The organism is Fusibacter paucivorans (genome assembly GCF_018390735.1).
Lineage (GTDB): Bacteria > Bacillota > Clostridia > Peptostreptococcales > Acidaminobacteraceae > Fusibacter > Fusibacter paucivorans.
In genome coordinates this window covers 64,602-88,057 of sequence record NZ_JAHBCL010000022.1, presented here as the reverse complement: position 1 = coordinate 88,057, position 23,456 = coordinate 64,602, and the positions used below count along the sequence as shown (strand labels likewise).

Annotated in this window: 23 protein-coding genes; 7 read left to right on the top strand and 16 right to left on the bottom strand. The window is 43.8% G+C overall.

Annotation, left to right across the window (positions count from 1 at the left end):
• Positions 1–157 precede the first annotated feature (157 nt).
• The 15 genes from KHM83_RS13145 to KHM83_RS13075 all read right to left on the bottom strand — a co-directional run bounded on the left by KHM83_RS13145 (position 158) and on the right by KHM83_RS13075 (position 14,015).
• Complete coding sequence (locus KHM83_RS13145) at positions 158–1,219, bottom strand: GGDEF domain-containing protein (protein WP_213237487.1); 1,062 nt, start codon at positions 1,217–1,219, stop codon at positions 158–160.
• A 21-nt stretch (positions 1,220–1,240) separates the two neighbouring features.
• Entirely contained in the window at positions 1,241–2,125 is an 885-nt protein-coding gene (locus KHM83_RS13140) for a sensor domain-containing diguanylate cyclase (RefSeq protein ID WP_213237486.1), read from the bottom strand.
• Positions 2,126–2,169: 44 nt separating this feature from the next.
• Entirely contained in the window at positions 2,170–3,108 is a 939-nt protein-coding gene (locus KHM83_RS13135; RefSeq protein WP_213237485.1) for an alpha/beta hydrolase, read from the bottom strand.
• Entirely contained in the window at positions 3,105–4,469 is a 1,365-nt protein-coding gene (locus KHM83_RS13130) for an MATE family efflux transporter (RefSeq protein ID WP_213237484.1), read from the bottom strand. Before KHM83_RS13130 ends, KHM83_RS13135 begins: the two co-directional genes overlap by 4 nt.
• Before the next feature lie 250 nt (positions 4,470–4,719).
• Positions 4,720–5,529: an aldo/keto reductase gene (locus tag KHM83_RS13125; protein ID WP_213237483.1), complete on the bottom strand. Its 810-nt coding sequence runs from the start codon at positions 5,527–5,529 to the stop codon at positions 4,720–4,722.
• Between the two features lie 206 nt (positions 5,530–5,735).
• Positions 5,736–6,383, bottom strand: a complete 648-nt coding sequence (gene pdo, locus KHM83_RS13120) for a protein disulfide oxidoreductase (RefSeq protein WP_213237482.1) — start codon at positions 6,381–6,383, stop codon at positions 5,736–5,738.
• Positions 6,384–6,458: 75 nt separating this feature from the next.
• On the bottom strand, positions 6,459–7,430 hold the full coding sequence (locus tag KHM83_RS13115; RefSeq protein WP_213237481.1) for an FAD-dependent oxidoreductase: 972 nt from the start codon (positions 7,428–7,430) through the stop codon (positions 6,459–6,461).
• 52 nt (positions 7,431–7,482) lie between these two features.
• Positions 7,483–8,175 carry a transposase gene (locus tag KHM83_RS13110; protein WP_213237480.1) on the bottom strand — a complete coding sequence of 231 codons (693 nt, stop codon included), beginning with the start codon at positions 8,173–8,175 and terminating at the stop codon, positions 7,483–7,485.
• Positions 8,176–8,310: 135 nt separating this feature from the next.
• Positions 8,311–9,039, bottom strand: coding sequence for an amino acid ABC transporter ATP-binding protein (locus tag KHM83_RS13105; RefSeq protein WP_213237479.1), 729 nt, complete (start codon positions 9,037–9,039; stop codon positions 8,311–8,313).
• Positions 9,024–9,779, bottom strand: coding sequence for an ABC transporter permease subunit (locus KHM83_RS13100; protein ID WP_213237478.1), 756 nt, complete (start codon positions 9,777–9,779; stop codon positions 9,024–9,026). The genes KHM83_RS13105 and KHM83_RS13100 overlap by 16 nt, the downstream gene beginning before the upstream one ends.
• 83 nt (positions 9,780–9,862) lie before the next feature.
• Complete coding sequence (locus KHM83_RS13095) at positions 9,863–10,660, bottom strand: transporter substrate-binding domain-containing protein (RefSeq protein WP_213237477.1); 798 nt, start codon at positions 10,658–10,660, stop codon at positions 9,863–9,865.
• Between the two features lie 109 nt (positions 10,661–10,769).
• Entirely contained in the window at positions 10,770–11,261 is a 492-nt protein-coding gene (msrB, locus tag KHM83_RS13090; RefSeq protein ID WP_213237476.1) for a peptide-methionine (R)-S-oxide reductase MsrB, read from the bottom strand.
• 20 nt (positions 11,262–11,281) lie between these two features.
• Positions 11,282–12,211, bottom strand: coding sequence for an ArsA family ATPase (locus KHM83_RS13085; protein ID WP_213237475.1), 930 nt, complete (start codon positions 12,209–12,211; stop codon positions 11,282–11,284).
• 20 nt (positions 12,212–12,231) lie between these two features.
• Positions 12,232–12,519 carry a hypothetical protein gene (locus tag KHM83_RS13080; protein ID WP_213237474.1) on the bottom strand — a complete coding sequence of 96 codons (288 nt, stop codon included), beginning with the start codon at positions 12,517–12,519 and terminating at the stop codon, positions 12,232–12,234.
• Between the two features lie 56 nt (positions 12,520–12,575).
• A complete protein-coding gene (locus KHM83_RS13075; protein ID WP_213237473.1) occupies positions 12,576–14,015 on the bottom strand; it encodes an NAD(P)/FAD-dependent oxidoreductase in 1,440 nt (479 codons plus the stop codon).
• A 301-nt stretch (positions 14,016–14,316) separates the two neighbouring features.
• On the opposite strand from KHM83_RS13075, the gene KHM83_RS13070 reads away from it, so the two are divergent.
• Positions 14,317–15,198 (top strand): DegV family protein, encoded by an 882-nt coding sequence (locus tag KHM83_RS13070; RefSeq protein ID WP_213237472.1) that lies wholly within the window; start codon positions 14,317–14,319, stop codon positions 15,196–15,198.
• A gap of 169 nt (positions 15,199–15,367) precedes the next feature.
• Positions 15,368–16,405 carry a tRNA 2-thiouridine(34) synthase MnmA gene (mnmA, locus tag KHM83_RS13065; protein ID WP_213237471.1) on the top strand — a complete coding sequence of 346 codons (1,038 nt, stop codon included), beginning with the start codon at positions 15,368–15,370 and terminating at the stop codon, positions 16,403–16,405.
• Between the two features lie 132 nt (positions 16,406–16,537).
• Here the strand turns inward: mnmA and add are convergent, their stop codons facing one another.
• Entirely contained in the window at positions 16,538–17,695 is a 1,158-nt protein-coding gene (gene add, locus KHM83_RS13060; RefSeq protein WP_213237470.1) for an adenosine deaminase, read from the bottom strand.
• Positions 17,696–17,930: 235 nt separating this feature from the next.
• Here add and KHM83_RS13055 point away from each other — a divergent pair, with 235 nt between their 5' ends.
• The 5 genes from KHM83_RS13055 to KHM83_RS13035 all read left to right on the top strand — a co-directional run bounded on the left by KHM83_RS13055 (position 17,931) and on the right by KHM83_RS13035 (position 23,415).
• Positions 17,931–18,848, top strand: a complete 918-nt coding sequence (locus KHM83_RS13055) for a phosphotriesterase family protein (protein ID WP_213237469.1) — start codon at positions 17,931–17,933, stop codon at positions 18,846–18,848.
• Between the two features lie 8 nt (positions 18,849–18,856).
• Positions 18,857–21,850, top strand: a complete 2,994-nt coding sequence (locus KHM83_RS13050; protein WP_213237468.1) for a sigma 54-interacting transcriptional regulator — start codon at positions 18,857–18,859, stop codon at positions 21,848–21,850.
• 169 nt (positions 21,851–22,019) lie between these two features.
• Complete coding sequence (locus tag KHM83_RS13045) at positions 22,020–22,646, top strand: bifunctional 4-hydroxy-2-oxoglutarate aldolase/2-dehydro-3-deoxy-phosphogluconate aldolase (protein WP_213237467.1); 627 nt, start codon at positions 22,020–22,022, stop codon at positions 22,644–22,646.
• 17 nt (positions 22,647–22,663) lie between these two features.
• The gene (locus KHM83_RS13040; RefSeq protein WP_213237466.1) at positions 22,664–23,131 is read left to right on the top strand and encodes a PTS sugar transporter subunit IIA; all 468 of its coding nucleotides are present in this window, start codon (positions 22,664–22,666) and stop codon (positions 23,129–23,131) included.
• Positions 23,128–23,415, top strand: coding sequence for a PTS sugar transporter subunit IIB (locus KHM83_RS13035; RefSeq protein WP_213237465.1), 288 nt, complete (start codon positions 23,128–23,130; stop codon positions 23,413–23,415). Before KHM83_RS13040 ends, KHM83_RS13035 begins: the two co-directional genes overlap by 4 nt.
• Positions 23,416–23,456 lie beyond the last annotated feature (41 nt).

The following is a 23,456-nucleotide window of genomic DNA, read 5'->3' as shown; positions in this document are numbered from 1 at the left end:
CCGCTCAGCACCCCGCATTACTGCGACGCACCGGGACTGGCTACATGGCTCCTTGGCGATTACCATGGCTGGACTTTCACCAGCAAGCAACGTCCAGCTTTGCTGGACGCACGCACACCATGAAAAAGAGACCCTAGCCGTAAATGGCGAAGGTCTCTTATATTTTGCCTAGAATCACAACTTGATCCCGTCCGCGCGCCTTGGCGAGATAAAGCGCCTCGTCTGCTCTGGATAGCGTTGATGAGAAACGGGTATGTGATGGCATGCGCTCTGCGACACCAATGCTCACCGTGACATTAATGCTTAAGAATTCATCAATTTTAATCATGGCAGAAGCAATATCCCCGCGAAGCCATTCCGCTTGGTCTTTTACAATTTCAAGCGATGTTCCCGTCATCAACACAGCAAAAGTGCTGCCGCCATATCTGGCGATCATACTCTGCGGACTATTAAAATAACTGATTTTCTCCACAAGTGCTTTTAAGACAAAATCGCCTTTATCATGACCATAGGTATCATTGATCGATTTAAAATGATCTGTATCAATCAGCATGAGAATAAAATGCTGATCCTTTTCGAATAACTGATTGCCAATGCGCATCAACGCACTTTGCTTTCGCACAGGCAAAGAATCGTCCATTTGTTTTAGATAATCGACCGACTGTGTTAATTGTTTCATTTTATCCGTCAACCAGAAAAGGAAGAAGACGATGCCGATCAAAACGGCAAACTGTGATGTATATTGAAAGATGCTAACCGTTCGCGCATCAAACGCAACCGGATAAATGGCCTGCCACAAGTGACTTGTCACAATAATAACAACCGTTGTCAACAAATACAAAAGCATTGGCAGCTGGTAATAAAACGGCCGATTCTCATATATGAGCAGAACAATGCCAATATGCCCGATCAACATATATTGAAAATTGTACATGCCACCGAAAAATAACACGATTTGAATCAAAATGACGAGGTAAATTACGACCAACATACCGTATATCCCCACACGTTCCCGCGATGTCCCCAGCGTATATTGTGTCCCCCAAATGATTACACCGGCGATGAACTCAATAATCGCCGGTCGAAAAACGCCTAGGGATAAATAGACAACTGTATAGATTAAACAGTAGAATCCTACAATGCGGATAAACTGTTTTAAAAATTTTTCTTTCAAACTCTGTTCAGCTTTTGGCTCCAGAGCATCTAATAAGTCTTTCATACTTTCACCTTGTTGAAGTATTTACTTGACGGTAACAAAGTTACCTCCCTTTCGCTTGCTCGCCTTGAGAAGTTCATAAGCTCTCGCGATTAGATTTTCCATCGTCTCACCGGCATGATAGCGCGTTGCACCCACGGATATTGTCACATCGACATCTTTAAACGTAGCACCTCTCAGAGCACTGCTTTCAGACAGCATACGAATACCTTCAGCGAGATTTTTTAACTGTTCTTTAGAGGCACCGCTAAAGATAAACAAAAATTCATCTTGCCGCCACCTGCCAACGACTTCTGCATGGCTAAATGTCTCAGTCAACGTCTTCGCCAGCATCCGCATCACATCATCACTTAGGCGCCTTCCATAGATATTATTAAATTCCTCAAAAGTATCAATATCGGTGAGAATAACACCAAACTGCAAATTCAGTGTGCGGTTTAAACTAATATGATGCCTTAAGAGCTGCTCTAAATATTCACGATTTGGCAAACCGGTTATTTGATCCTTGATGAGTTCAGGTTCAGGACATGCCATTACTGGGATATTGTCACCTACATTGTAATTTTCAGTGAAAATCTCTGCAACCGACAACGGATCCTCTGCCCCTTCGAGTGGTACTGTCTTAATCGTTACGGGAATGCGGTAGCCTTTTTTGTGCTGTACGAAGAGGTGACTTTCACGCGGCAGCCGATCCTTAATTGTCATATGGAGCGGACAGCCATTTAGACAAAGCAACCTTCCTTGGGCATCAACGTGATTTAGAATATTATCGTGACAGTATTTGCCGATAACATCTTCCGGCTTAAATCCCGTGATTCGTTCCGCGCCTTTGTTCCAAAAAGTAATCTTTCGATTGCCATCGACGATATAAATCCCCTCGTACAGCGAATCCATTAATTGCTCAAACATACGACTTCCTCCTTCCGCAACAAATCTCATTTGTCATTCATCAATTACGCAGTTACCGCCGCGTCAGTTGCCTGTATACGTGCACAGTCCGTCAAAAATGATTCACATCCCACCAGATAAGCTTCGTAATTCGTCGAAATCGACTTAGCATGCCCCGCTCCTTCCACCGGGAAAAATGTAACGGGGACTTTTCCAAATGATTCAAGTGTCTGATAAAGCTGTTCCGCATGTGCAATGGGCACATAACGATCTGTGGTACCATGTATAATCATTACCGGTGCACTAATGTCCGACAGCGTTTTTAACGGACTCATATCCTGAAATCCAATACCCGTTTTAAGTCGGTTAAAGCCATCCGCGAAAAACATCAACGGCCATTTAGGCAAATGATAATCTATCATTAATCGTTCTTTAAAGGTGCGTTCAGCTTCTGAAAAACTGCAATCGGCAATTGTCCCTTGAATCCGACTGTCTTTTGCAGCATGCATCAGCACTGTTGCCGCACCCATCGATTCACCATGCGTATAAATATCAAGAAGATTTGACGTTCTTGCCTGTACCCAATCGACTACGCATTTTAAATCTTCACTTTCCAAAACCCCATAGCTCGTAAAATCGCCACCGCTTCCACCGTGATTGCGCTGGTCATAAGCCAAAACATGATAGCCCAGATCGTGAAACATGCGCATGTACTTGACAGAGGCAAATTTATTCAGCCGAATCCCATGAACGACGATCACAACACCTTTCGCCGCCGGCGATTTAAGCCACCATCCGGAAAGCATATACGTATCGTGTGATTGGATCAAAACACTTTCAATTGCTGCATTATTATAAAAAGTTTCAAGTATTGGCATACGTTTTAGCTCGGCCTGCCAGACAGAGTCGTCACTTCTCGTCTTAGGATACATCGCCTGTCTCGAAAGATAGAGCCCGACACCGAGTACCAATGCAACTGCCAATAATAAAATATTTAAAATCATGACGACGTTTCCTCCAGCATTGCAATTTTTGTCCGATATGTTTTTTGATAAAACCAAAGCACAACGCTCGTGCCTACAACTTCAGAAAAGAAAAAGGCATACCACAGTGTGTCGATTCCAAAGAATTTTCCAAGAAGTGCCGCCAATGGCAGCAATACGATAATCTGACGAATAAACGCGACGATCATACTCAAATAGGCATCCCCCAGCCCTTGGAAAGCCGTACTGATAACGATGGAAATCGCAGCGAGCGGATAACCCATGCTGATGATTCGAAATGCATGTTTACCAATTGCCAGCATATCTTCGGTGCCACTGAACAACAAGATCATTTCGCGTGAGAACAGTTGAAAAACCACAAGTCCCAGTGTCATATATGCAAAAGCAATACCCAGTGCCAATTTTAATGCAGATGTTAGCCTCGTCTTATTACGAGCGCCGTAATTATAGCCAACGATCGGCATTAATCCCTGCGACAAGCCGAAAACGGGCATAAACACAAAAGACTGCAATTTATAATAGATCCCGAGAACGGCAACTGCCGTTGTGGTAAACCCCGCTAAGATGAGGTTTAAACCCACCAGCATTACAGATGCCAGCGCCTGCATAGCTGCTGCGGGCAATCCAACGATGACAATCTGTTTTAAAATAAGCCTATTCACATGAAAGCCTTTAAGTTTAAATGTTATCACACGTTTGAAACGCGTCAAATACAACAAGACAAAAATCATCGAGACAATTTGGGCAATAATCGTTGCAATCGCAGCACCCGGGACGCCAAGCGCCGGTAAACCAAAATACCCAAATATAAGAATCGGATCTAAAATGATATTCGTTACGGCACCTATGAGTTGTGATACCATTGGCACGAGCATTTCACCTGTCCCCTGAAAAATGCTGACGCCAACCTGTGCAAAGATACGGCCAAAGGCGAAAAGCATAATAATGGTTAAATAGCTGTGACTATAACGAATAATCAAAGCATCCTCTGTAAAAAGTTTGACAAATGGATCGACAAAGAACAAGCCCAACAATGCAACGAATCCATAGAGAACACCGGCAATTAAGAAACCGTGTTCTGCTGTCATCATTGCACCTTCTGTATCTTTCGCACCAAGTTTTCTTGAAATCGACGAATTAATGCCGACGCCCATGCCGACAAAACAAGCGACGATGACGAGCTGTACTGGAAATGCCAGAGACAGTGCCGTAATCGCTTCCTCATTGATTTTTGCGACGAAAATACTGTCTACAATATTGTAAAGCGCCTGTACCATCATCGACAGCACCGCAGGGAGCGACATCGTCATAATTAGTTTCGGGATGGGCAGATAGCCCATTTTATTTTCTGATTGTTTCATGCTGCTATTCCTCACTGTCTATGCTCATTATTTTCATTATAGCATAAAATAACCAGTCCCCAAACGTCTATGAGAACTGGCTCTAAAGATTTAACCGTCATTCGACTTCGTTCTGATTGCGGCGATTTGTTTCGAGAAATCTCAAATGAACGGTTTAATGTAATCCGTCGCAATTCAATGGACACTGCTTCATTGCCCTGATAGATTGTGCAATTTTAAAATATCCAATCTTGTTTATGCCCAAATGTTATTAAAACGCCTTTGTCCATGGAAACAGCGTATCGTTTCGATCTATTTTTTTGATTTGATTCATTTCTTCGTTTGAAAGATTAAAATCATAGATTGCTAAGTTCTCTAATAGACGTTCCCTATGTCTAGATTTTGGAATCACGGAAATGCCCCTTTGTACTAAAAACCGAAGCGCTACTTGGGCGCCTGACTTCTGGTATTTCATGCCAATATCTTTTAGTACCGGCAGTTCAGCAATTCGATCTATTCCCTGTGCTAACGGAGACCACGCCTGCATTTGTGTCCCCTGCTCGTTCATGAATTCCTGATACGCCCATTTCTGATAATAAACATGTGCTTCGAGCTGATTAACGGCGGGAAGCACATCACATTTTTCAATGAACTGCACATACCTGTCTTTATCATAATTTGAAATGCCAATTGCTCTCGCTTTGCCGGCTCTATACGCCTCTTCCAGCGCCCTGTACATTTCCAGTTCCTGCGAATGGGGCTCATGCAGCAATAATAAATCAACATAGTCCACATTTAGTTTTTTAAGTGATTCATCAATTGCACTTTTGGCCTTATTATAGCTATTGTTTCTCCTGTATAGCTTCGTGGTTAGAAATAAACGATCTCGCTTAACGCCGCTCTTCTTAATACCCGCACCAACTGCTTGCTCATTGCCGTACATTTGTGCCGTATCAATTAGCTGATAACCATTTTGCAATGCCGTCGCAACGGTATCAATGCATTCCTCACCGTTTAAATCCCAAGTCCCAAGACCTGATAAAGGCATCTGAATGCCATTGTTTAATTTCAAAAATGTCACGATCCACTCCTTCTACATGTGAATACAATCAAGGGTATAAACCTACAAATTATATTTTGATTTTATCTTTATGATCTGCCGAAACAGTCGGTGAAAACAGATATCCAGTGCAAAAACACCGGAATACATTCCGGTGTTTGCCATTGATATTTTATTTAATCTATTTCAAACCGTTCCGCAGCCTCATGCATGATATCGGAAAATTTTTATGCCTGTGTCTTTTGAATTTCTTCAACAAAGACTTCAAGCGGCTGATTACCAACGAATTCATATTGATCGTTAATAACGATTTTCGGTACACTGGATACGTTAAACTTATTTGAAATCTCATCAAACGTCTGTGCTTCAATCATTTCCGCATTAATAAATTCATTTTCGAGCGCCAGTTTGTGTGCTTTTTGAACAGCACCCGGGCAGTGTGGACAGCTTAGTGTTACAAACACTTTAATATTGACAGGCTTTTTAACCGTTTCTAATTGTTTCAAAAAGCCTTCAGGCAGTTGTTCACCTGAACCGGAAACTTCTAGAATCCCTGGAATGAAAGAATTAATTTCGTGTCCAGCCGGAATACCGTTAAATTTGATACCGACATAAGCTTCATCTTTATTTAAGAGAACAATACTTGGCACCATTTGTACATCATAGGCTTTAGCAAGTTCTGCATCGTTTTCAATGTCTAATTTCTTTAAGTGAATTTTATCGCTGAGGGTTTCGATCTCTTCCATAAATGATATGGTTTCTGTACAGGTATTGCAAGTTCCCGACTTTGTAAAGACAGCAATTGTTACATCATCTTTCATGTCTTGGAATACTTCTTTCAATTGGTTTCTTAAGTCATCGTTTAATAATTTCATTTTAAACCTCCTGTTAGTTGGCCGCGTTTTCGGCAGCATCTTCAGTGTGCATTCAATGCGTTTAACATGCGTTTGCTATTTCATTTTATTAATGTAATCATTGGCCGAAAGTGCTGCTTTAGCACCATCGCCGGCACTGATAACAATTTGTTTATATGGGACATCTGTCACATCCCCGGCTGCAAACAGCCCAGGCAAAGAAGTCTCCGCCCGTAAATTCACTTTCACTTCACCGTGGTCGTTGAGTTCAACCAATCCCTTTGCCAGTGCATTATTCGGCAAATAACCGATTTCAACAAAAACACCGTCTGTAGGTATTTCAATCGTCTTACCCGATTTATCTTCAGCGATAATGCCATTGACGAGCTGATCGCCTTTGACCTCAACAATTTTCGTCTCCAGTAAAATATCTATATTCTGAATATTTTTTAACTTATCTACGATAATTTGATCGGCTCTAAGCTGGCTTCGATGGACAACTTGTACATGCTTTGCAACTTTCGAGAGATCAATTGCCGCTTCGATTGCTGAATTGCCGCCGCCAGCAACAATGACATTGCGATCTTCGAACAGTGGACCATCACAGATGGCACAGTAGGCAACCCCTCTGCCCAGATAAGTATCCTCACCTTTTACGCCAAGCTTTCTCGGCTTGCTGCCTGTTGTCATAATAACGGTTTTAGAACGATATATCTTAAAACCGGATGCTTGTATCTTAAACAAGCCGTCTTCATCTTTTTTTATCTTCAGGACCTCTGCATCCTTAAGTATTGGAATCTTAAGCGCATTAACATGTGCAACAAACTGCTCAACCAGTTGTTCACCCGTTACTTGCTGAATACCCAAATAATTTTCTACAATTGACGTATCAACCACTTGGCCACCCATCTTTGAAGTGAACATCCCTACGGAAAGACCCTTTCGCTTTGCATAGAGTGCAGCGTTCAAACCCGCCGGACCCGTGCCGATGATGAGTACATCGTAAAGAATATTCTCATCAAGTGCAGGTGATTTCTTAACACTGCCGAAATCGAAATTTAAATTCATGACGAACTCCTTCCCCCCTACATCGGGGACGTTACTTGAATTGCTTTGCTTTTTAAAATGCCTTGCGGCATTGATCTTTCAATATCTTACATACAGTACTTTCGGACAGACCGCCAAAGACCTCTCCCAATTCTTTTAGTGAAAGCGTTGATGATCTTCTAAAATCTAAGATCAGCTGGTCACGGGTTACCTTATCTTTTAATAGCGAGCCCACAGGGCATTGCCTTGTTCTGGCGATTTCTGCCAGCTTCATTACCGCGGCATCCATATCCTGAAGACAATTTTCACAAACCGTCGTATCATCAGTACCCTCATCGCCCTCTGCATAAAGATCAATAACAGATGTTACCGATTCAAAAGCCTGTAGATGTTCACAAGACATCTGCTCATCTAAAAACTGCCTTATTCGCGATCTTACCGGATCGCCTGTTAACAACTGCTCACTCTTATAACGATCTTTAAAGAGCTTGCCCTCTGCACCAACATACATCGCATAGGCGATATTAATGGATTTCATCACTTGTGACAAGTCGCTGCCGTTTGCATCAATAATCAGATCATAATGCGAGGATGCTTTAACACAAAATGCATAAAGTTTAAACTTAAAACGCATTTTTGCCTGTTTGACAATCTTTAAAAATTTAACCCGATCTGCATCATCCTGAAACAAAGGCCTGTTATCAGAAGCGGTCTGACGGATGGCATAGATTCCGAAAGCATCTAGCTTTCTTGCTTTTCGTGCCATATCATCACCTCACCTTGGCTATAGTATAGCACAACGGAAGGATAATTCAAGTACCGTCCCCTATGATTTACATTTCGTTCACAAATGATACACTTTGTCATAAAACCGAGGTCTATCAACCGCATGATTAGGACTTTACGCCGTGAATGACAGGACTTTATCCAGAAAATGTTTTAACTGTGCCGTCTGCGGTGAATCGAGAATAGCATTGCTGCCGTGTTCAATAATTTTACCGTCTTCCATAAAGATCACATAATCAGCGATATGTTTTGCAAAACCGATTTCATGAGTCACAATAATAAAGTCTCTTGCATTCTCTGCCAGCTTTTTTATCGCCGTCAGCACTTCATAAGTGAGTACGGGGTCCAATGACGAAGTGGGTTCATCGAGTAAAATAATTTCCGGCTCAATGGCTAGCGCTCTGACAATAGACGCGCGCTGCGACTGTCCACCACTGATCTGATGCGGCAGTTTGTGCATATGTTCTTCGAGGCCAAATTGCTTGAGCAGTGAAATGACGCGCGCTCTCGTTTCAGAATCATTTAGATGATGCACCTTGTCGAGAATAAGCAAAATATTGTCTAATACGGAAAGGTGTGCAAAAAGATTGTGATCTTGAAAAACAAAGCCAACATTCTTTCGGTAGTCAGATAAATCACCTTGGTTAATCCCAGTACCATTGACAATAATTTCGCCGGTTTCATAAGGCTCTAATCCGGCAATCAGTCTCAGCAGCGTAGATTTGCCGCTGCCGGATGCCCCGATGAGTGACAGCACCTGCAAGTTCGAAACATTAATATGAATATCTGACAGAACTTGTTTGCTGCCATAATACTTGCTCAATCCGTTTATTTTAAGTTCCATGTCTGCTCCTTATAATTGACGCGTTTTTCAAATATTCTAACGACAACAACCAATGGAACGGTTAAAAGCCAATAGCCGATCGCAATAATGATAAAGCCCTCCGGATACCGAAAACTAATGGACTGTACCGTTTTGACAGTATTCAAAAATTCATCTGTTGCCATATAGGAGAGCAAAGCACTCCCTTTAATGGTCAAAGCAAACTGTCCAGCCAATGGCGGCAAAATACTCTTTAATACTTGTGGAAAAATTACATAGCGATAAGTCTGGTATTTAGTGAGGCCAAACATTTTCGCCGTCTGCCACTGATTTTCATGAATGCCTTCAATCGCACCTTTGTAGATATCGGATATATAGGCGCCAATATAAAGCGCTAGGGTCAACACGCCAACCCAGAATTTTGAATCAATGTGAAAGGCGTCGCCGATATAGTAATAGGCGACAATGGCCACGACGAGCAGCGGGGTCCCAAAAATAATGGTCTTGTGAATTTCTGCCAAGAAATAGAAGAAACTAATTTTTGATTCCACCATTAGATACAGAACGAGACCGACGAGCAATGACAGCAAGAGCGAAAGGCCACTGAGCATAATGGTTGTCAGCCATCCTCTGAATATAACACGCCAGTAGACTGCATAAATACTGTAATCAGAGACTTTATCAACTGCGAGCACCATAACATAATAGAAAAAGAATAAATAGGCAATGAGCGCGAGTGCAAAACTGATGCTTTTTTTCATAATTTGCCCTTTCATTAATAGGCGTCCCCTTCAAGCAATTGGGGACGCCCCTTCAATTAACAGTTGTTTTATCCGTATTCACTTTAGAAGAAAAAGTCAAGGCCGTAGTCTTCAAACTCTTTAATTTTATCCTGTAAATACGTTTCTCTAATATTATCATAAGTACCATCCGTTTTGGCCTTTTCGATGAAGGCGTTCACCTGTTCTTTAAGCGCCTCTTCACCTTTCCGCATTGCGATTCCCCATCCTTTGGTGTTTGGAAGCGGTTCTAATACCGCACGAGTCGTATCGGCATAATTTTCATGATGTCTGATGATTGAAAGCGGATCGTAAATAAACACATCGGCCTTTCCCTGGGCCACTTCGAGAACCGCACTGGCTTCTTCGTCAATGTTCTTAATTTGCGCCTCCGGCGCATTGCCCTCTGCCCAAATGGCACCGATTGTTCCCGTCTTGGAAGCGATGATGACATCCGGATCATTGAGATCAGCTGCTGACTGCACTTTAGAATCTTTATACACGAGCATCATCAGCTGACTCGTCGTGTATGGTTCTGAGAAGTCGACAACCTCTTCTCTTGATGGTGTAATCGTCATTGAAGAGATAATCAGATCGATGTTGCCCTGTTCGAGTGCCGGAATCAAACTCGTATAAGGCGTGTCAATAATTTCAATATCACGCCCTAAATATTCACCAAGTGCATTGGCCAGCATAACAGATGCGCCTGCCGGATTCCCGTCCGCATCTTTTGTTTCAAACGGCGGATATTTAAGTTCCATGCCAATTTTTAGCGGTTCTTCCGCTTTCACCTCGCCTTGGCATCCTGTCAGCACCATCATACTAAGCACGAGTATGAGTCCTGCAATTAATACTTTCTTCATGTACGCCTCCTATTCATAACAATATCCAAATTTAAATACGCATTCTTACAATGTCTATTGGCGCCAAATGCATCATTGTCCAAAGGTGCATCATTACCCGGCATGCATCCTATTCGTCAAAAAGCGCCAAGCAGCTGCCATACCCTTCCTGTTCCAAGCGCTCTTTGGGAATAAATCTAAGCGCTGCGCCATTGACACAATAGCGCAGTCCCGTCGGTTCTATGCCATCGTCAAACACATGTCCAAGATGGCTGTCAGAATCATGACTTTTTATCTCAACACGCACCATATGATGTGAATAATCCTCCTGATAATCAATCGTTTCAGAATCAATTGGCTTGGTAAAGCTAGGCCATCCGCACCCTGCATCGAATTTGTCTTTCGAACAAAAAAGCGGTTTGCCTGAAACGATATCGACATAAATGCCTTCCCTGTCTTCTGCATTGTAAGCATGTGAAAACGGTCTCTCTGTTGCGCTGTTCTGCGTCACTTCAAATGCAACAGGATCCAATTGTTTGATACGTCTTTCCCTCTCCTCAGGTGCAAGTTTATTGCCAACCGGCGTCGATTGATTTAGTAGCTCGCTGAGTTTTACTTTCATGCGTTTCTCCTTATTTCTTTTTATTGACTGATCTCATTGAAATAAGCCGCGATCGCGGCAATATGCGCCTCACTGACGTCAGAATCAAGCAGCGGTATTTTAATAATACGCTGATTTCTAAATGAACTGTCAATTTCAGAAAGATACTGCTTTTCCAGTGTTTTTCTAGCCTGCCAAAATGAATCAGTCATATGGTCCGGTAAAATGCGGTTAACGACGATATCATTGACGGGGATATGATATTTTTCTAAGACGGCAACCGCTTTCTTCGTTTCCTCAAGCGGCATTTTTTCTGGATTTAAAACAAATACAAAACTAATATGCGCCGCATCTATCAATGTCGCACGCGCCTTTTCCAAGCTTTCTTTCCGCTTGGATAATATTGAAACAATAGGATCTTCTGAAACGGGTTTTTTGACATCGCGATTAGCAATTTGAAGCAGTTTAACGGCCTTTTCCCGCTTTTCGATCAATTTGTCAAGCCATCCTCCCAAGAGTTCTGGCAGTGACAACAATCTTAACGTATGTCCCGTCGGCGCCGTATCGAAGATTATCTTGTCATAGCGATCTCCATAGTCATTGACAATTTCAATCATCTTGTCAAAGATAGCTGATTCTTCCGATCCCGGCGAAACAGAAGCGGCATCAAGTTGTTTTTCAATTTCGCCAATAATAACCGGACTGACCGTTTCTTTCATATTAATCTTGATCCGTTCAATGTAGGCTTCACTCTCAAGCGCCGGGTCAATTTCCAGCGCATCAAGGTTCAGGCCGATGGTTATGACTTTGGGGCCAATGGGCATTTGAAAAATATCGCACAGCGAATGTGCCGGATCGGTGGAAACCACAAGGGTCTTCTGCCCTTCTTTTGAACAATGATAAGCATAAGCGGCTGAAGAAGTCGTCTTGCCAACACCGCCTTTGCCACCAAAAAATACAAATTTATTCATTCGAAAAGCCTCCCTTCCGACTAACAGCAAAAATCGCCCCATCGATCGTTTACAACGCTCTTACGATTTAAAATGCGTCTTTCCCAACCCTCCAAATCTTCTGCAATATAAGGCAGAAGTTCCAGCGTATAATAGGAAGTCGGAATAGGAATCCCCAACAAATCACCATAGCAAAGCAGCATAAAATTATCCAGTTCATCCATTGCTTCTTTTCGAATAATATTCGTGGAACGTTCGCCCATATCAAATGCCGCTTTAAAAAACAACTTGAGATCTTCCATCATCTGCTTCAATTGCGCTTGATCCATTTTGCTCGCCTCTTTTCTCTAGACAGTCCTCCGATTTATTATTTCATTTTCAGCATTTATTTCATCTTTCGAATCGTTTGAATATCAACGCGTTGAGGTGGCGGTGCCGTCTCCGTTCGCCTTGATATTTGTTCCGGATCTACCCCCAGTGTCTCTGCCATCAAGGCCTTGACCCTAGAACCGCAAAATTGTCCCTGACAATTGCCCATACCCGCTCTGGTTCGCCTCTTAATCGCATCAGTACTGTCGAGCAAAATGCCCCGAGACATGGCGTCGACTATTTCAGCTTCAGTGACGCGTTCACATCTGCAAATAATATGCTTTTCAGGATCATCACTTTCTAAATCACCTTTAAAGTCAGACGCCTTGGGAATGACGATACCACGGCGTTCAGGCGACCACGCTTCTTTTTCCCGCTGGATAATACCATCTTCCAAAAGCAATTCTGCCATATAAGCCGCAATCGCCGGTGAACTTGTAAATCCTGGCGAATCAATCCCGGCAGCATGATAGACGCCTTCACACGCACTGCGCTCTACGATAAAATCACCATCTGCTGCAATCGCACGTACACCTGAAAAAGTCGTCAGTGAACGGCGCAGATCAAAAGCCGGTACAGACTGCCTTGCCTTCTCCACAATTGCTGTCAGGTTTTCAACAGTTGTGTCCGTATTCACATCCTGCATCAAATCTTCAGCATCTGGACCAATCATTAAATTACCGCGTACTGTTGGCGTTACCAAGATACCTTTTCCCTTTGGTCCAGGTGTCTGAAAAATAACTTTGGACGCTAAATGCGCTTGATCTTTCCCCAGTAAAATATACTGACCTTTCCGCGGCTTAATCATAATTTCATCGTCGACCATGGCTGCGATTTGACCACTATATCTGCCGGCGGCATTGATGACCACCTTTGTTTGCAGCATACCATGATCTGTCATAACATCAAAGCCGCCAACCTCGTTGCGCTTTAGCCCAGTCACTGTTTGACCAAGGTGAAATGCAACACCGTTTGCCATAGCATTTTCAGCCAGTGCAATGGTTAATTCATAAGGCGACGCAATACCGATACTCGGAATATAAACGCCGCCTAAAATAGCTGGATTAACATGTGGCAGCATGGTCAGCATGGCATCCCTCGACATGCGAACCATGTCGTTTTGACCGACTTTTTTGCCATTTTCAATTTGTTTCTCAATGACTTCAAAATCCTCTGGTTCAAAGGCGAGCATCACGCCGCCAATGGGATTGAAGCCAAAATTCAGCTCCTTTTCAAGCTGCGGGTACATTGCATTGCCGCGGATACAGAATTTGCCTTTCTGAGTGCCGTATTTCCCAGCATAGCCACCGTGTACAATGCCGCTGTTTGCTTTTGAGGCGCCAAGCGACACATCTTTTTCGCGTTCAACCAGTGCAATGTCAACATCATATTTTGATAATGTTCTAGCGATGGCGCACCCAACGACACCGCCACCTATAATGACAATATCCAACAAGCTTCATACCCTCCTCATTCGATCTAAATCATGAAGTTTATACCCTAAAAACGAAAGGGTTAACGCCGGATTAAATGAATATAGTCATTTAACAGGAACATTCTTCGAAATGATCTGCTGTTCACACGAATAATCCATGTGGCGCTAAATTGTTATTTCAGTTATAATGGGAATGTGGTATATTTAGTATTGGATGCTTTCAAGGGGTATTTATGATTAGATGCCCTTTTATTCGTGAGATAATCATCTTTCAAACATTTGAAATGATATCAGTTTTTAAATCAAAGTGGGGAGGGATTAAATGTCCATAAAGATTATCACAGATTCTTGCTGCGATTTGCCGCTTGATTTCGTTGAAGCCAATGCCGACCGCCTTCATGTTATCGGAATGCCCATCCAATTTGATGATGAAACGCGCATTGATGATTTAGGTAAAACCTACAGCCATAAAGCATTTTACAATATTCTGCGTCAGGGGAAAATGCCAAACACCTCTCAGATCAACGCCTATCGCTTTGAGATGCTGTTTAAAGAATATATAGCAGCTGGTTTTGAAGTTGTCTATCTCGGCTTCTCTTCCGGCATGAGCGGCACTTTCAATAGCGCCGTCATTGCAAAAAATCTAATTCTTGAACAATTTCCAAATGCACGTATCGAAGTCGTCGATACGCTCAGCGCCAGCATCGGCCAAGGGGTTCTTGCCGTTGAAGCACTGATGCGCGCCGAAGCGGGCATGTCATTTGACGCACTTATCGAATGGATCGAATCTTATAAACTCAAATGCCATCACTGGTTTGGCGTCAACGACTTGAACTATTTAAAAAACGGCGGTCGCATTTCTGCAACGACGGCACTCGTCGGCAATGTGCTGAATGTAAAACCGACACTTACTGTAGATCAGTTTGGCGTTCTAAAGCCATACAGCAATGTGAGAGGCCGAAAAAAATCAATTTCGCTTCTGGCGCAGAAACTCGAAAAACATCTTGACCGTCAAGAAGCCAAAGCCATTCTGATTGGTCATGGCAATTGTTTAGATGACGTCCTGCTGTTAAAAGAATTAATCGAAGAACAGGGAAATATCCCCAATGTCATCGTTTCTGAACTTTCGATGACCATTGCTTCTCATGTCGGCCCTGATATGATCGCCATTGCCTTTCTTGGCGACGACCGCACATTATCTTAATTAGACCACGATGCCCAGCATTGCCGTATACAACATACGACGCGCTGGGTTTTCAATTCTTGCCATACGATCAAATAATAATTTTTTAAGAAAATTGCCTTTCTTCATTACCGCTGTTTGATCACTGTTATTCAATACATTTTTCTATTAATCATTAAGAAGGTTTTCGATGAAAATTGCCGTGGGATTAAGCGGCGGCATCGACAGTGCCGCCACTGCATTGCAACTAAAAAAAGCCGGACACGATGTCATGGGGATTACCATGTCGCTCTTCGACCATCAAACAGCTGAAATCGAATCCGCTTCGGAGGTGGCCGACCAGCTTGGTATTACGCACACCGTTCTTCCTTTGCACGATGCCTTTAAAAAGGAAGTCATCAATGCTTTTATTCATGCCTATGAAGCCGGAGAAACGCCAAATCCATGCCTCATCTGCAATCAAAAGCTTAAATACGGACTGCTTCTGGATTTTGCACGCAAGCACGGTGCGGAAAAGTTTGCAACAGGACATTATGCACAGATCGTTTACGATTCCAACCTCGGCGAATACGCTGTTGAGCGCGCTGTCAACACCGCAAAAGATCAAAGCTATAATCTCTTTCACCTGACACAGGAACAACTCGCACAGCTTATACTGCCTCTAGGCAAAATTGTTTCTAAAACGGAACTCCGGCGCACCTATGCCGCCCATGACGCAAGAAAGGCTGAAAAACGAGACAGTCAGGGGATCTGCTTTATCGAACACGGCAAGCAAACCCATTTTTTAAAAGCGCAGCAAAGCCGCGCCAGTGAAATCGGCTTTTTTGTCGATAAATATGGAAAGCGTCTCGGTCGTCACCTTGGTACGGCAAATTATACCATCGGTCAAAAGCGAAAGCTCAATCCTGCACTTTCCGGACGTTATGTCGTCACAGGTATTAATGCAATTGAAAACCAAGTCATTTTGGGCGAAGAAAAAGATCTCTATCAAGAGACCCTCATCCTTACCCATTTTCATTTTATCTCGCCCACAGCCCCTGAGCAGATGGCTGTACGCATCAAAACCAGCCAATGGTCGCCATTTTACGATGCTGAACTTTTGAGATGCGGCGACGACATTGTTCAATTATCCTTTAAAACTTCCGTCAGAGCGATTGCACCCGGTCAAGGGATCGTCTGTTATCAAGGTGATCGCCTTATTGGCGGCGCCATTTATCACTTGCCTTGATCCGTATCCGATTTGATCTGTATCTCCTTGGATTTCTAGCCCGCTTGATCTTTGTCGCCTCTTGATCCGAGTCATGATGTGAATACGAAAAAAGCAAAGCCCTGCATTTCAATAAATGCTGGGCTTTTTTATTCAAAGCATTTCCCGCAGCCACACTTTAACCGCTTCTTCGGCAAAAATCGCATCAATGGTTTGTAGCGTTATGGCACGGCAAGCGGCTTCATCCCACGCAAAAGCACCCGCTGTCAGCTGCCATTCTCGCGTCATCGTCGTCTGTGAAACCGTTCGATTGTCAGTATTTAGCGTCACCGCAATGCCTGCTTCTCTAAAACTATCGATCGGATGATTTTCAATAGCTGTTACGGCCTTCGTTTGAAGATTGCTCGTTGGACAGCATTCAAGCGTCACACCGCTTGCCTTGATGGCAGTATACAGCGCCGGCGATTGTATAAGCGCCGTTCCGTGCCCAATGCGCTCGGCTTTCAATATTTCTATGGCTTCCTTAATATTGCCCAAGATTCCCGTCTCACCTGCATGGACTGTAATGTGGTATCCCTTTTCACGCGCATAGGTAAATGCCGCCTCAAATCGGCTGGAGAACAAATCATGTTCGCCGCCGCAGAGATCAACAGCAACAACCCCTTTATGCAAAAACGGCACTCCCGCCCGAATTACATCATAGATGCCGTCTGGATTTGTATTGCGAAGGTAACCTAAAATGAGCCGACCACGGATGTCATATGTCCGTTCTCCACGTTCAATTCCAGCCAGTACCGCACCGATGATCGCCTCAAGGGATAAACCTCGCGCCGTGTGAAGCTGTGGGGCAAAGCGTATTTCAATATATTTGACGCCGTCCTCCCATGCATCCTCCATGAGTTCATAAGCAACGCGCTCAAGCGCCATTTCATTCTGAAGTACCATCATTGGAATCTTAAAGCATTTCAAATACATGTCGAGCGATAAACACGGTACTGGTGCTGAAAGATGTTGCCTCAGCAATTCATCATCCGCAAGTAATTCACGTACCCACGCCCTCTCATCATCCTCGATCACAGTATCGGTCGATAGACCGTTCAATATAGGCGTCAATGAATCTTTCAATGTATCAGTCATTAATAATTCGAGCAGGTCACGCACTGTCTCGAATCTTAAACTCCCATCCAAATGACAGTGAAGTTCTATTTTAGGAAGCATCGCCTCTCCTTTCTTGCCATCGCCAAACTGTGCAGTTGATATGCTGTTGACGATTAATCGCCTGATGATCATTTCAAATTTATTTGCAAACATTTAACCATAAATAAGATGATATTTCAAGCTTTTCTCATGCACTATCCTTATTGATGTCATCGCAAATACAGCACTTCCAACCGTCACAGTATCTTTTGACCAACCAATATTCTTCCTTTGTTTTGCACGTCACTTTGATATATAATGTGAATAACCATAAACAAATTTTCAATGACAAGGCCAATTGGACAAATACCGCAAATGACTAGCACATTTGAGAGAAGAGAGGCCCATTATGAAAAATTATCCGATGACAGTCCAAGGCACTGTCAAACCAGAAGCACTCGGCATTACCTACGCACACGAACACTTACTCGTAAAACCGCAGCTGCAAGATGCTAAATACACAGATTATACACTCGATGATCTCGAAGCGACGACAGCAGAAGTACAGTCCTTTAAAGCGCAAGGCGGACAAACCATTGTTGAAATGACACCGCTTCACTACGGTCGAAATATCAAAGGTTATTTAGCGATTTCCGAACGCACGGATGTACACGTCATCGCCTGTACAGGGTATCATAAAAAGCTTTTTATGCCGCCTTGGTTTGCTGACGAATCCAATCAGACGCTCTATGAAGTTTTACTGAACGACGTCCAAAACGGCATGGATGACACGACTGTTTTGCCAGGCGTCATCAAGGCCGGAACGAGTTTAAACCACATTGAACCGGAAGAATACCGCGCCATTGAAGCCGTTTCAAGAGTTCATCTCGAAACCGGCATCCCCATCAGCACACACTGTGATCGCGGTACAATGGGTATTGAACAAGTGCGTGCCTTTATAGCGCATGATGTCGACCCGAAGCATGTTCTCCTAGGACATATCGACAGCAGCCTAGATATTGATTATGCATGCCGGCTCTGTGATATGGGCGTCAACATACTCATCGATCATATCGGTCGAGAGCTCGATAATCGTGATGCATTCAGAGTTGAAATGATTGCATCATTATTTGCACGCGGCTACGGCAAACAAGTCTTTTTATCCGGTGACATGGGCAAGAAGAATTACTTGCCCGCCTATGGCGGTACACCGGGTTTTCAATATATTTTGACAGATCTGAAAAAAGCGTTACTCGAAAGAATCTCACTAACGGATTTCGAAATGATGACCGTTTATAATCCAATGCGCTTTTTTTCAGGTAAGTAGGAGGTTCAATGGTTGAGCAGCTGAAACGCATTTTGGCAGAAGAAAATCCCAAGCAGCCCTATACGGACGAAAATTTGGCGCAGCTTCTGGCACTTCGCAGAGAGCGCGTGATTGAACTGCGAATGTCACTTGGCATTCCAGATTCAAGAGAACGATTAAAAGCACAGTTGATTGCAGCCTGTATCCCGTTGCTCAAAGAAGATCCCGATCAATCTGTTCGCCACTTAACAACAGTACTCCAACAAGAGGGTTATTCCATTTCACGCTATTTAGTTAAAATTGTACGCGATGAAATCATCGACGGCAATCTCAGTACATGTGCCGAGAGAGAAAAACTAATTGTAGGCAAAGCCATCGTTTCGCCCTCTGCTGGCAAAGCGCCATCAATAGACAACCATCAAATACCGTCACCGATACAACCAATGCAAACCCTGACAAAAGCGCCGTTCGACGAGGGATTTGACAGCATCATCGGCCGCGAAGGCGGACTGCTGACGCAGGTTAATCAGGCAAAGGCCGCAATGGCCTATCCGCCAAAGGGGCTCAGCACTCTGATCATCGGTCCCTCCGGAACAGGAAAAACTTATCTCGCTGAAGCCATGTACCGCTTTGGCGTTCAAAATAGTATCTTAAAACAAGAGGCACCTTTTATCGCTTTCAACTGTGCAGATTACGCCGATAATCCACAGCTCTTGATGAGTCAGCTCTTCGGTCATGTCAAAGGTGCTTTCAGCGGGGCTGCGGAAGATAAAAAGGGACTAGTTGAAACAGCAGATGGCGGCATCTTATTTCTAGATGAAGTCCATCGTCTTCCCAGTGAAGGGCAGGAGCTTCTGTTCTATCTACTCGATAAAGGAGAATTTAGACGACTGGGCGATTCCGGTTCTGTCAGACGTGTCGACGTCAGGGTCATTGCCGCAACGACAAAACCGCCGGAATCATCACTGCTGCTGACTTTTAGACGTCGAATGCCAATGGTCATTACCATACCGCCTCTATCCGAACGCCCGTTAAAAGAACGCTATACGTTCCTGCGGCATTTTTTCTACGAAGAAATGCGAAAATTGAATCAGAAGATCGTCGTTAAAGCAGAGGCCGTTAGGATTCTCTTGACTTATCAGTGCCCCGGCAATGTTGGACAGATGAAGGGCGATATTCAGGTAGCCTGCGCCGAAGGTTTCCTCGCACGTATGGTTCAGCAAAGTGATGAAGTCAATATCACACCCGCATTGCTGGAGAAGATGAAACCGGATATGAATCAAATCGGCGGTGATGTCGGAAAGCTCAACCATTATACCAGAGAGATCATCTTTGATCCCGAAAGCGCCCACGATGTGATGAACGGTTCAGTCCATGATGGTGCTGATACCTTGATGACTGAAGAACCACCGACTATTTACGAGGTGATTCAGACGGCTCTCAATGAGGCAGTTCACTTAAGCGCTGATGATGAAACGCGAATGGATGCGGTCAAAGTACAGATTGACGCTCACCTCCGCGCCTTGCAGTCACGGTATGTCGATGTTCCAAATCCTTCAAAGGAAAATGTATGGGATTCGATTGTCGATGCCCAAACCATTACCACTGTAGATCATGCACTTACTTTTATCAAACCGCAGTTCCCAAGGCTCGATGCTAATATTCGAAGTATTTTAGCGGTACATCTCGATGCCGTTGTCAAATCACTTGCCATGGGTAGTTATCTTCGGAATACAGAATTAGCCCAAACGGCCAAAAACTTTCCTTCAGAATATGCGGCAGCAGTACTCATGATCAAACAGATTTCCAACGAACTCAACTTAACCATTCCCGGAGAAGAAGCCGCCATCGTCGCAATGTATCTGAAAGCCTATTCTTCCGGCAAGACGGGCGGACGCATTCGCGTCATCGTTCTGACGCACGGTCAAGTGGGCAAGGCAATGGCAGATGTCGCCAACCGCATGTTGGATGTCAATAATGCCGTGGGGATCTCCATGGAGCTGGACGAAAGCGTTGACAGTGCCTTTGAGCGCGTCTGTAATGTCGTCGTCAGCATTGACGAAGGACAAGGCTGTATTCTACTCGTCGACATGGGGTCACTGGTTTCTTTTGGTCAGAAAATCACAGAACGCACGGGCATTAAAGTCCGCTGTGTTGCAAGAGCTGATACACTGATGGTACTCGATGCCCTCAGGCGAGCCAATCTTGGTGAGGATTATTCGGTGGATGCGCTGGCACAAGCTTTGGAAGCAGGACGGTCATATGGTATTCACGTCCCGGAAGGCGATTTTACAGGAAAGCCCCCTGTACTGATCACGCTCTGCATTACCGGCGAGGGAAATGCACGAAATATCAGAAATGTCCTGGAAACGTCCTTTCCGGGAATCAAGGGCAATATTGAAATGATCGAGCTGGGGCTCTTTGATCGAAATCAGTTTTTAGAACGCATCAATACCCTCCAGAAAACCCGCGACATTACAGCCATCGTCGGCACCATTAACCCCGATTTGCCGGGCATTCCCTTTTTCTCACTGGATTATGTAATGACAGGTCATGGCACACTGGCGCTCAGCAATCTGCTGTCACAGCGAACGCAGCTAAAAGTGCGCCTTTCCGATCTCGTAAGACCCGATATCACACTTTGCAATCCACAGGCAACTTCAAAGAATGAAGTCATCGACCTGCTAACCGGCAAATTAGTTGAAGCAGGTTATGTATCCGAAGGCTTTCTACTCAGCGTTTATAAACGTGAAAATCTTGGCGACACGTGCCTGGATGTTGGTATTGCCATTCCACACGGCGATAATGCTGAAGTCATTAAGCCTGGAATCGCCGTGGCGAAACTTGAACATCCTCTGTACTGGTCGGCAGGTTTAGTGGCAGATTGTGTGTTTTTATTTGCCATCGACGAACAATGTGGTGATTATATCGAAATATTTTATCAAAAAATCCGAGACGAGAAGTGGATTGAATCCCTTAAAAAAGCTAGTTCTGAGGTTGAAGTGCTCAGATTGATGCAATAGTGGACAAAATTCGCCGCTTAATTTGGCACAGCTTTTGCGTTATAGACAAGTGTAGCATGTTACACTTGTTTTTTTATATTTTAAATTGTTTTGTCATTAAAATTTGTCTATGGTTTATTATTTTTGAACATTTATTTTCAACGAAACGAAATCAATGAGGAGGATACCTATGCGCGTTGCGGTGACATCGTTCCCTAAAGTAACAGCAATCTTGCGGGGATATGATTTAGAAAAAACGGATTTATTGCTCGAGCTGCTTGCTGAGAGCTCATTTAAATCCGTTGAAATTGCACTCAATACACCAAATGCAAAATCAATATTGTCAGCTATTATCCCAAAATATTCAGAAAAGCTGGCCATTGGTGCCGGTACTGTTTTAACACTGAACGACCTGAAAGAAGTCGTTGCGCTTGGTGTTGACTTTGTGCTCTCGCCTGTGATGTTCAGCAAGGAAATGTGCGATTACTGCAAGAAGAACGGCGTTATCAGTATCCCAGGTGCCTATTCTCCAACAGAGATTTCGTCATGTTTCAATCTAGGCGCCGATATCGTCAAAGTTTTCCCCGCGGAAAATGTAGGCACTCGTTATTTCAAAAACCTACAGTCACCGCTTGGGAAACTGCCGCTTATGGCAGTCGGCGGCGTCACACCAGGAAATGCAAACGACTATTTAAATGAAGGTGCCACTTTTTTGGGCATTGGATCCGCTATGTTCAATAAAGAGGATGTCACCGCTGGAAATGTGACAGCACTGAGACAGCAACTGGCGGCATTTGCTGAAAAGATCGGCCTTTGAAAGGAGTTATCGCAAAAATGCAACTTGGAGATCTAATAACAGAAAACTTAATTTTGACAGAAGTCAATTGTGTTTCAAAGGAGGAAGCGCTAAAACTGCTCTTCGATAAGCTCTTTAATCACGGTTATGTCAAAGATTCGTTCTATCAGGCGATTCTCGAAAGAGAAGCAAATTATCCGACAGGGCTCTTGCTTCCGAAATTCAATGTGGCCATCCCGCATGTGTCACCAGAGTACGTCAATCAGTCAGCGCTCGCGATCGCCATCTTGAAACAGCCTGTGCCTTTTCATCGCATGGATGATTCAGATGAAACAGTAGACGTGCACGTTATTTTCAACATTGCGCTGGCTGATGGCGGCAAGCAAGTTGAAGTGCTTCAAGCGATCATGGGGCTAATCACTAATGAAACGCTCATGGCAAAAGTTATCGCAGCTGATTCAGCGGCAGCAGTACAAAAGATTTTAAGTGTTGGAGGCGAAGTATGAAAAAAATAATGGTATGTTGCGGTTCGTCGATGGTAACGTCGACACTCACCATCAAAAAATTAACAGAAGCAATGAAAAAAGCGGATATCCCGGTAGAATTTATTCAGTGCAAATTCTCTGAAGTTCCCGGCAAAATTAAAGTGAACAGACCCGACGTCATTGTCCCAACGGGTGCACTTGATCCTAAAGTAGCAGATGGTATCCCCGTTATTCGCGGCACGAGTTTTGTGACGGGAATCAATGAAAAAGCAACTGTCGAAGAGATTATTGAAGTATTACGTTAGTATTTGTATATTGATTTTATAATTTTTATGATGTATTTTAA

What these genes read in the sequence shown, in the direction of transcription:
- KHM83_RS13095 (WP_213237477.1), bottom strand. Translation starts at nt 10,660, where the DNA reads ATGAAGAAAGTATTAATTGCAGGACTCATACTCGTGCTTAGTATGATG.
- KHM83_RS13085 (WP_213237475.1), bottom strand. Translation starts at nt 12,211, where the DNA reads ATGAATAAATTTGTATTTTTTGGTGGCAAAGGCGGTGTTGGCAAGACG.
- KHM83_RS13105 (WP_213237479.1), bottom strand. Translation starts at nt 9,039, where the DNA reads ATGGAACTTAAAATAAACGGATTGAGCAAGTATTATGGCAGCAAACAA.
- KHM83_RS13145 (WP_213237487.1), bottom strand. Translation starts at nt 1,219, where the DNA reads ATGAAAGACTTATTAGATGCTCTGGAGCCAAAAGCTGAACAGAGTTTG.
- KHM83_RS13035 (WP_213237465.1), top strand. Translation starts at nt 23,128, where the DNA reads ATGAAAAAAATAATGGTATGTTGCGGTTCGTCGATGGTAACGTCGACA.
- KHM83_RS13110 (WP_213237480.1), bottom strand. Translation starts at nt 8,175, where the DNA reads ATGGCACGAAAAGCAAGAAAGCTAGATGCTTTCGGAATCTATGCCATC.
- KHM83_RS13045 (WP_213237467.1), top strand. Translation starts at nt 22,020, where the DNA reads ATGCGCGTTGCGGTGACATCGTTCCCTAAAGTAACAGCAATCTTGCGG.
- add (WP_213237470.1), bottom strand. Translation starts at nt 17,695, where the DNA reads ATGTTTGCAAATAAATTTGAAATGATCATCAGGCGATTAATCGTCAAC.
- KHM83_RS13040 (WP_213237466.1), top strand. Translation starts at nt 22,664, where the DNA reads ATGCAACTTGGAGATCTAATAACAGAAAACTTAATTTTGACAGAAGTC.
- KHM83_RS13050 (WP_213237468.1), top strand. Translation starts at nt 18,857, where the DNA reads ATGGTTGAGCAGCTGAAACGCATTTTGGCAGAAGAAAATCCCAAGCAG.
- mnmA (WP_213237471.1), top strand. Translation starts at nt 15,368, where the DNA reads ATGAAAATTGCCGTGGGATTAAGCGGCGGCATCGACAGTGCCGCCACT.
- KHM83_RS13130 (WP_213237484.1), bottom strand. Translation starts at nt 4,469, where the DNA reads ATGAAACAATCAGAAAATAAAATGGGCTATCTGCCCATCCCGAAACTA.
- KHM83_RS13055 (WP_213237469.1), top strand. Translation starts at nt 17,931, where the DNA reads ATGAAAAATTATCCGATGACAGTCCAAGGCACTGTCAAACCAGAAGCA.
- msrB (WP_213237476.1), bottom strand. Translation starts at nt 11,261, where the DNA reads ATGAAAGTAAAACTCAGCGAGCTACTAAATCAATCGACGCCGGTTGGC.
- KHM83_RS13080 (WP_213237474.1), bottom strand. Translation starts at nt 12,519, where the DNA reads ATGGATCAAGCGCAATTGAAGCAGATGATGGAAGATCTCAAGTTGTTT.
- KHM83_RS13115 (WP_213237481.1), bottom strand. Translation starts at nt 7,430, where the DNA reads ATGAATTTAAATTTCGATTTCGGCAGTGTTAAGAAATCACCTGCACTT.
- KHM83_RS13100 (WP_213237478.1), bottom strand. Translation starts at nt 9,779, where the DNA reads ATGAAAAAAAGCATCAGTTTTGCACTCGCGCTCATTGCCTATTTATTC.
- pdo (WP_213237482.1), bottom strand. Translation starts at nt 6,383, where the DNA reads ATGAAATTATTAAACGATGACTTAAGAAACCAATTGAAAGAAGTATTC.
- KHM83_RS13135 (WP_213237485.1), bottom strand. Translation starts at nt 3,108, where the DNA reads ATGATTTTAAATATTTTATTATTGGCAGTTGCATTGGTACTCGGTGTC.
- KHM83_RS13070 (WP_213237472.1), top strand. Translation starts at nt 14,317, where the DNA reads ATGTCCATAAAGATTATCACAGATTCTTGCTGCGATTTGCCGCTTGAT.
- KHM83_RS13140 (WP_213237486.1), bottom strand. Translation starts at nt 2,125, where the DNA reads ATGTTTGAGCAATTAATGGATTCGCTGTACGAGGGGATTTATATCGTC.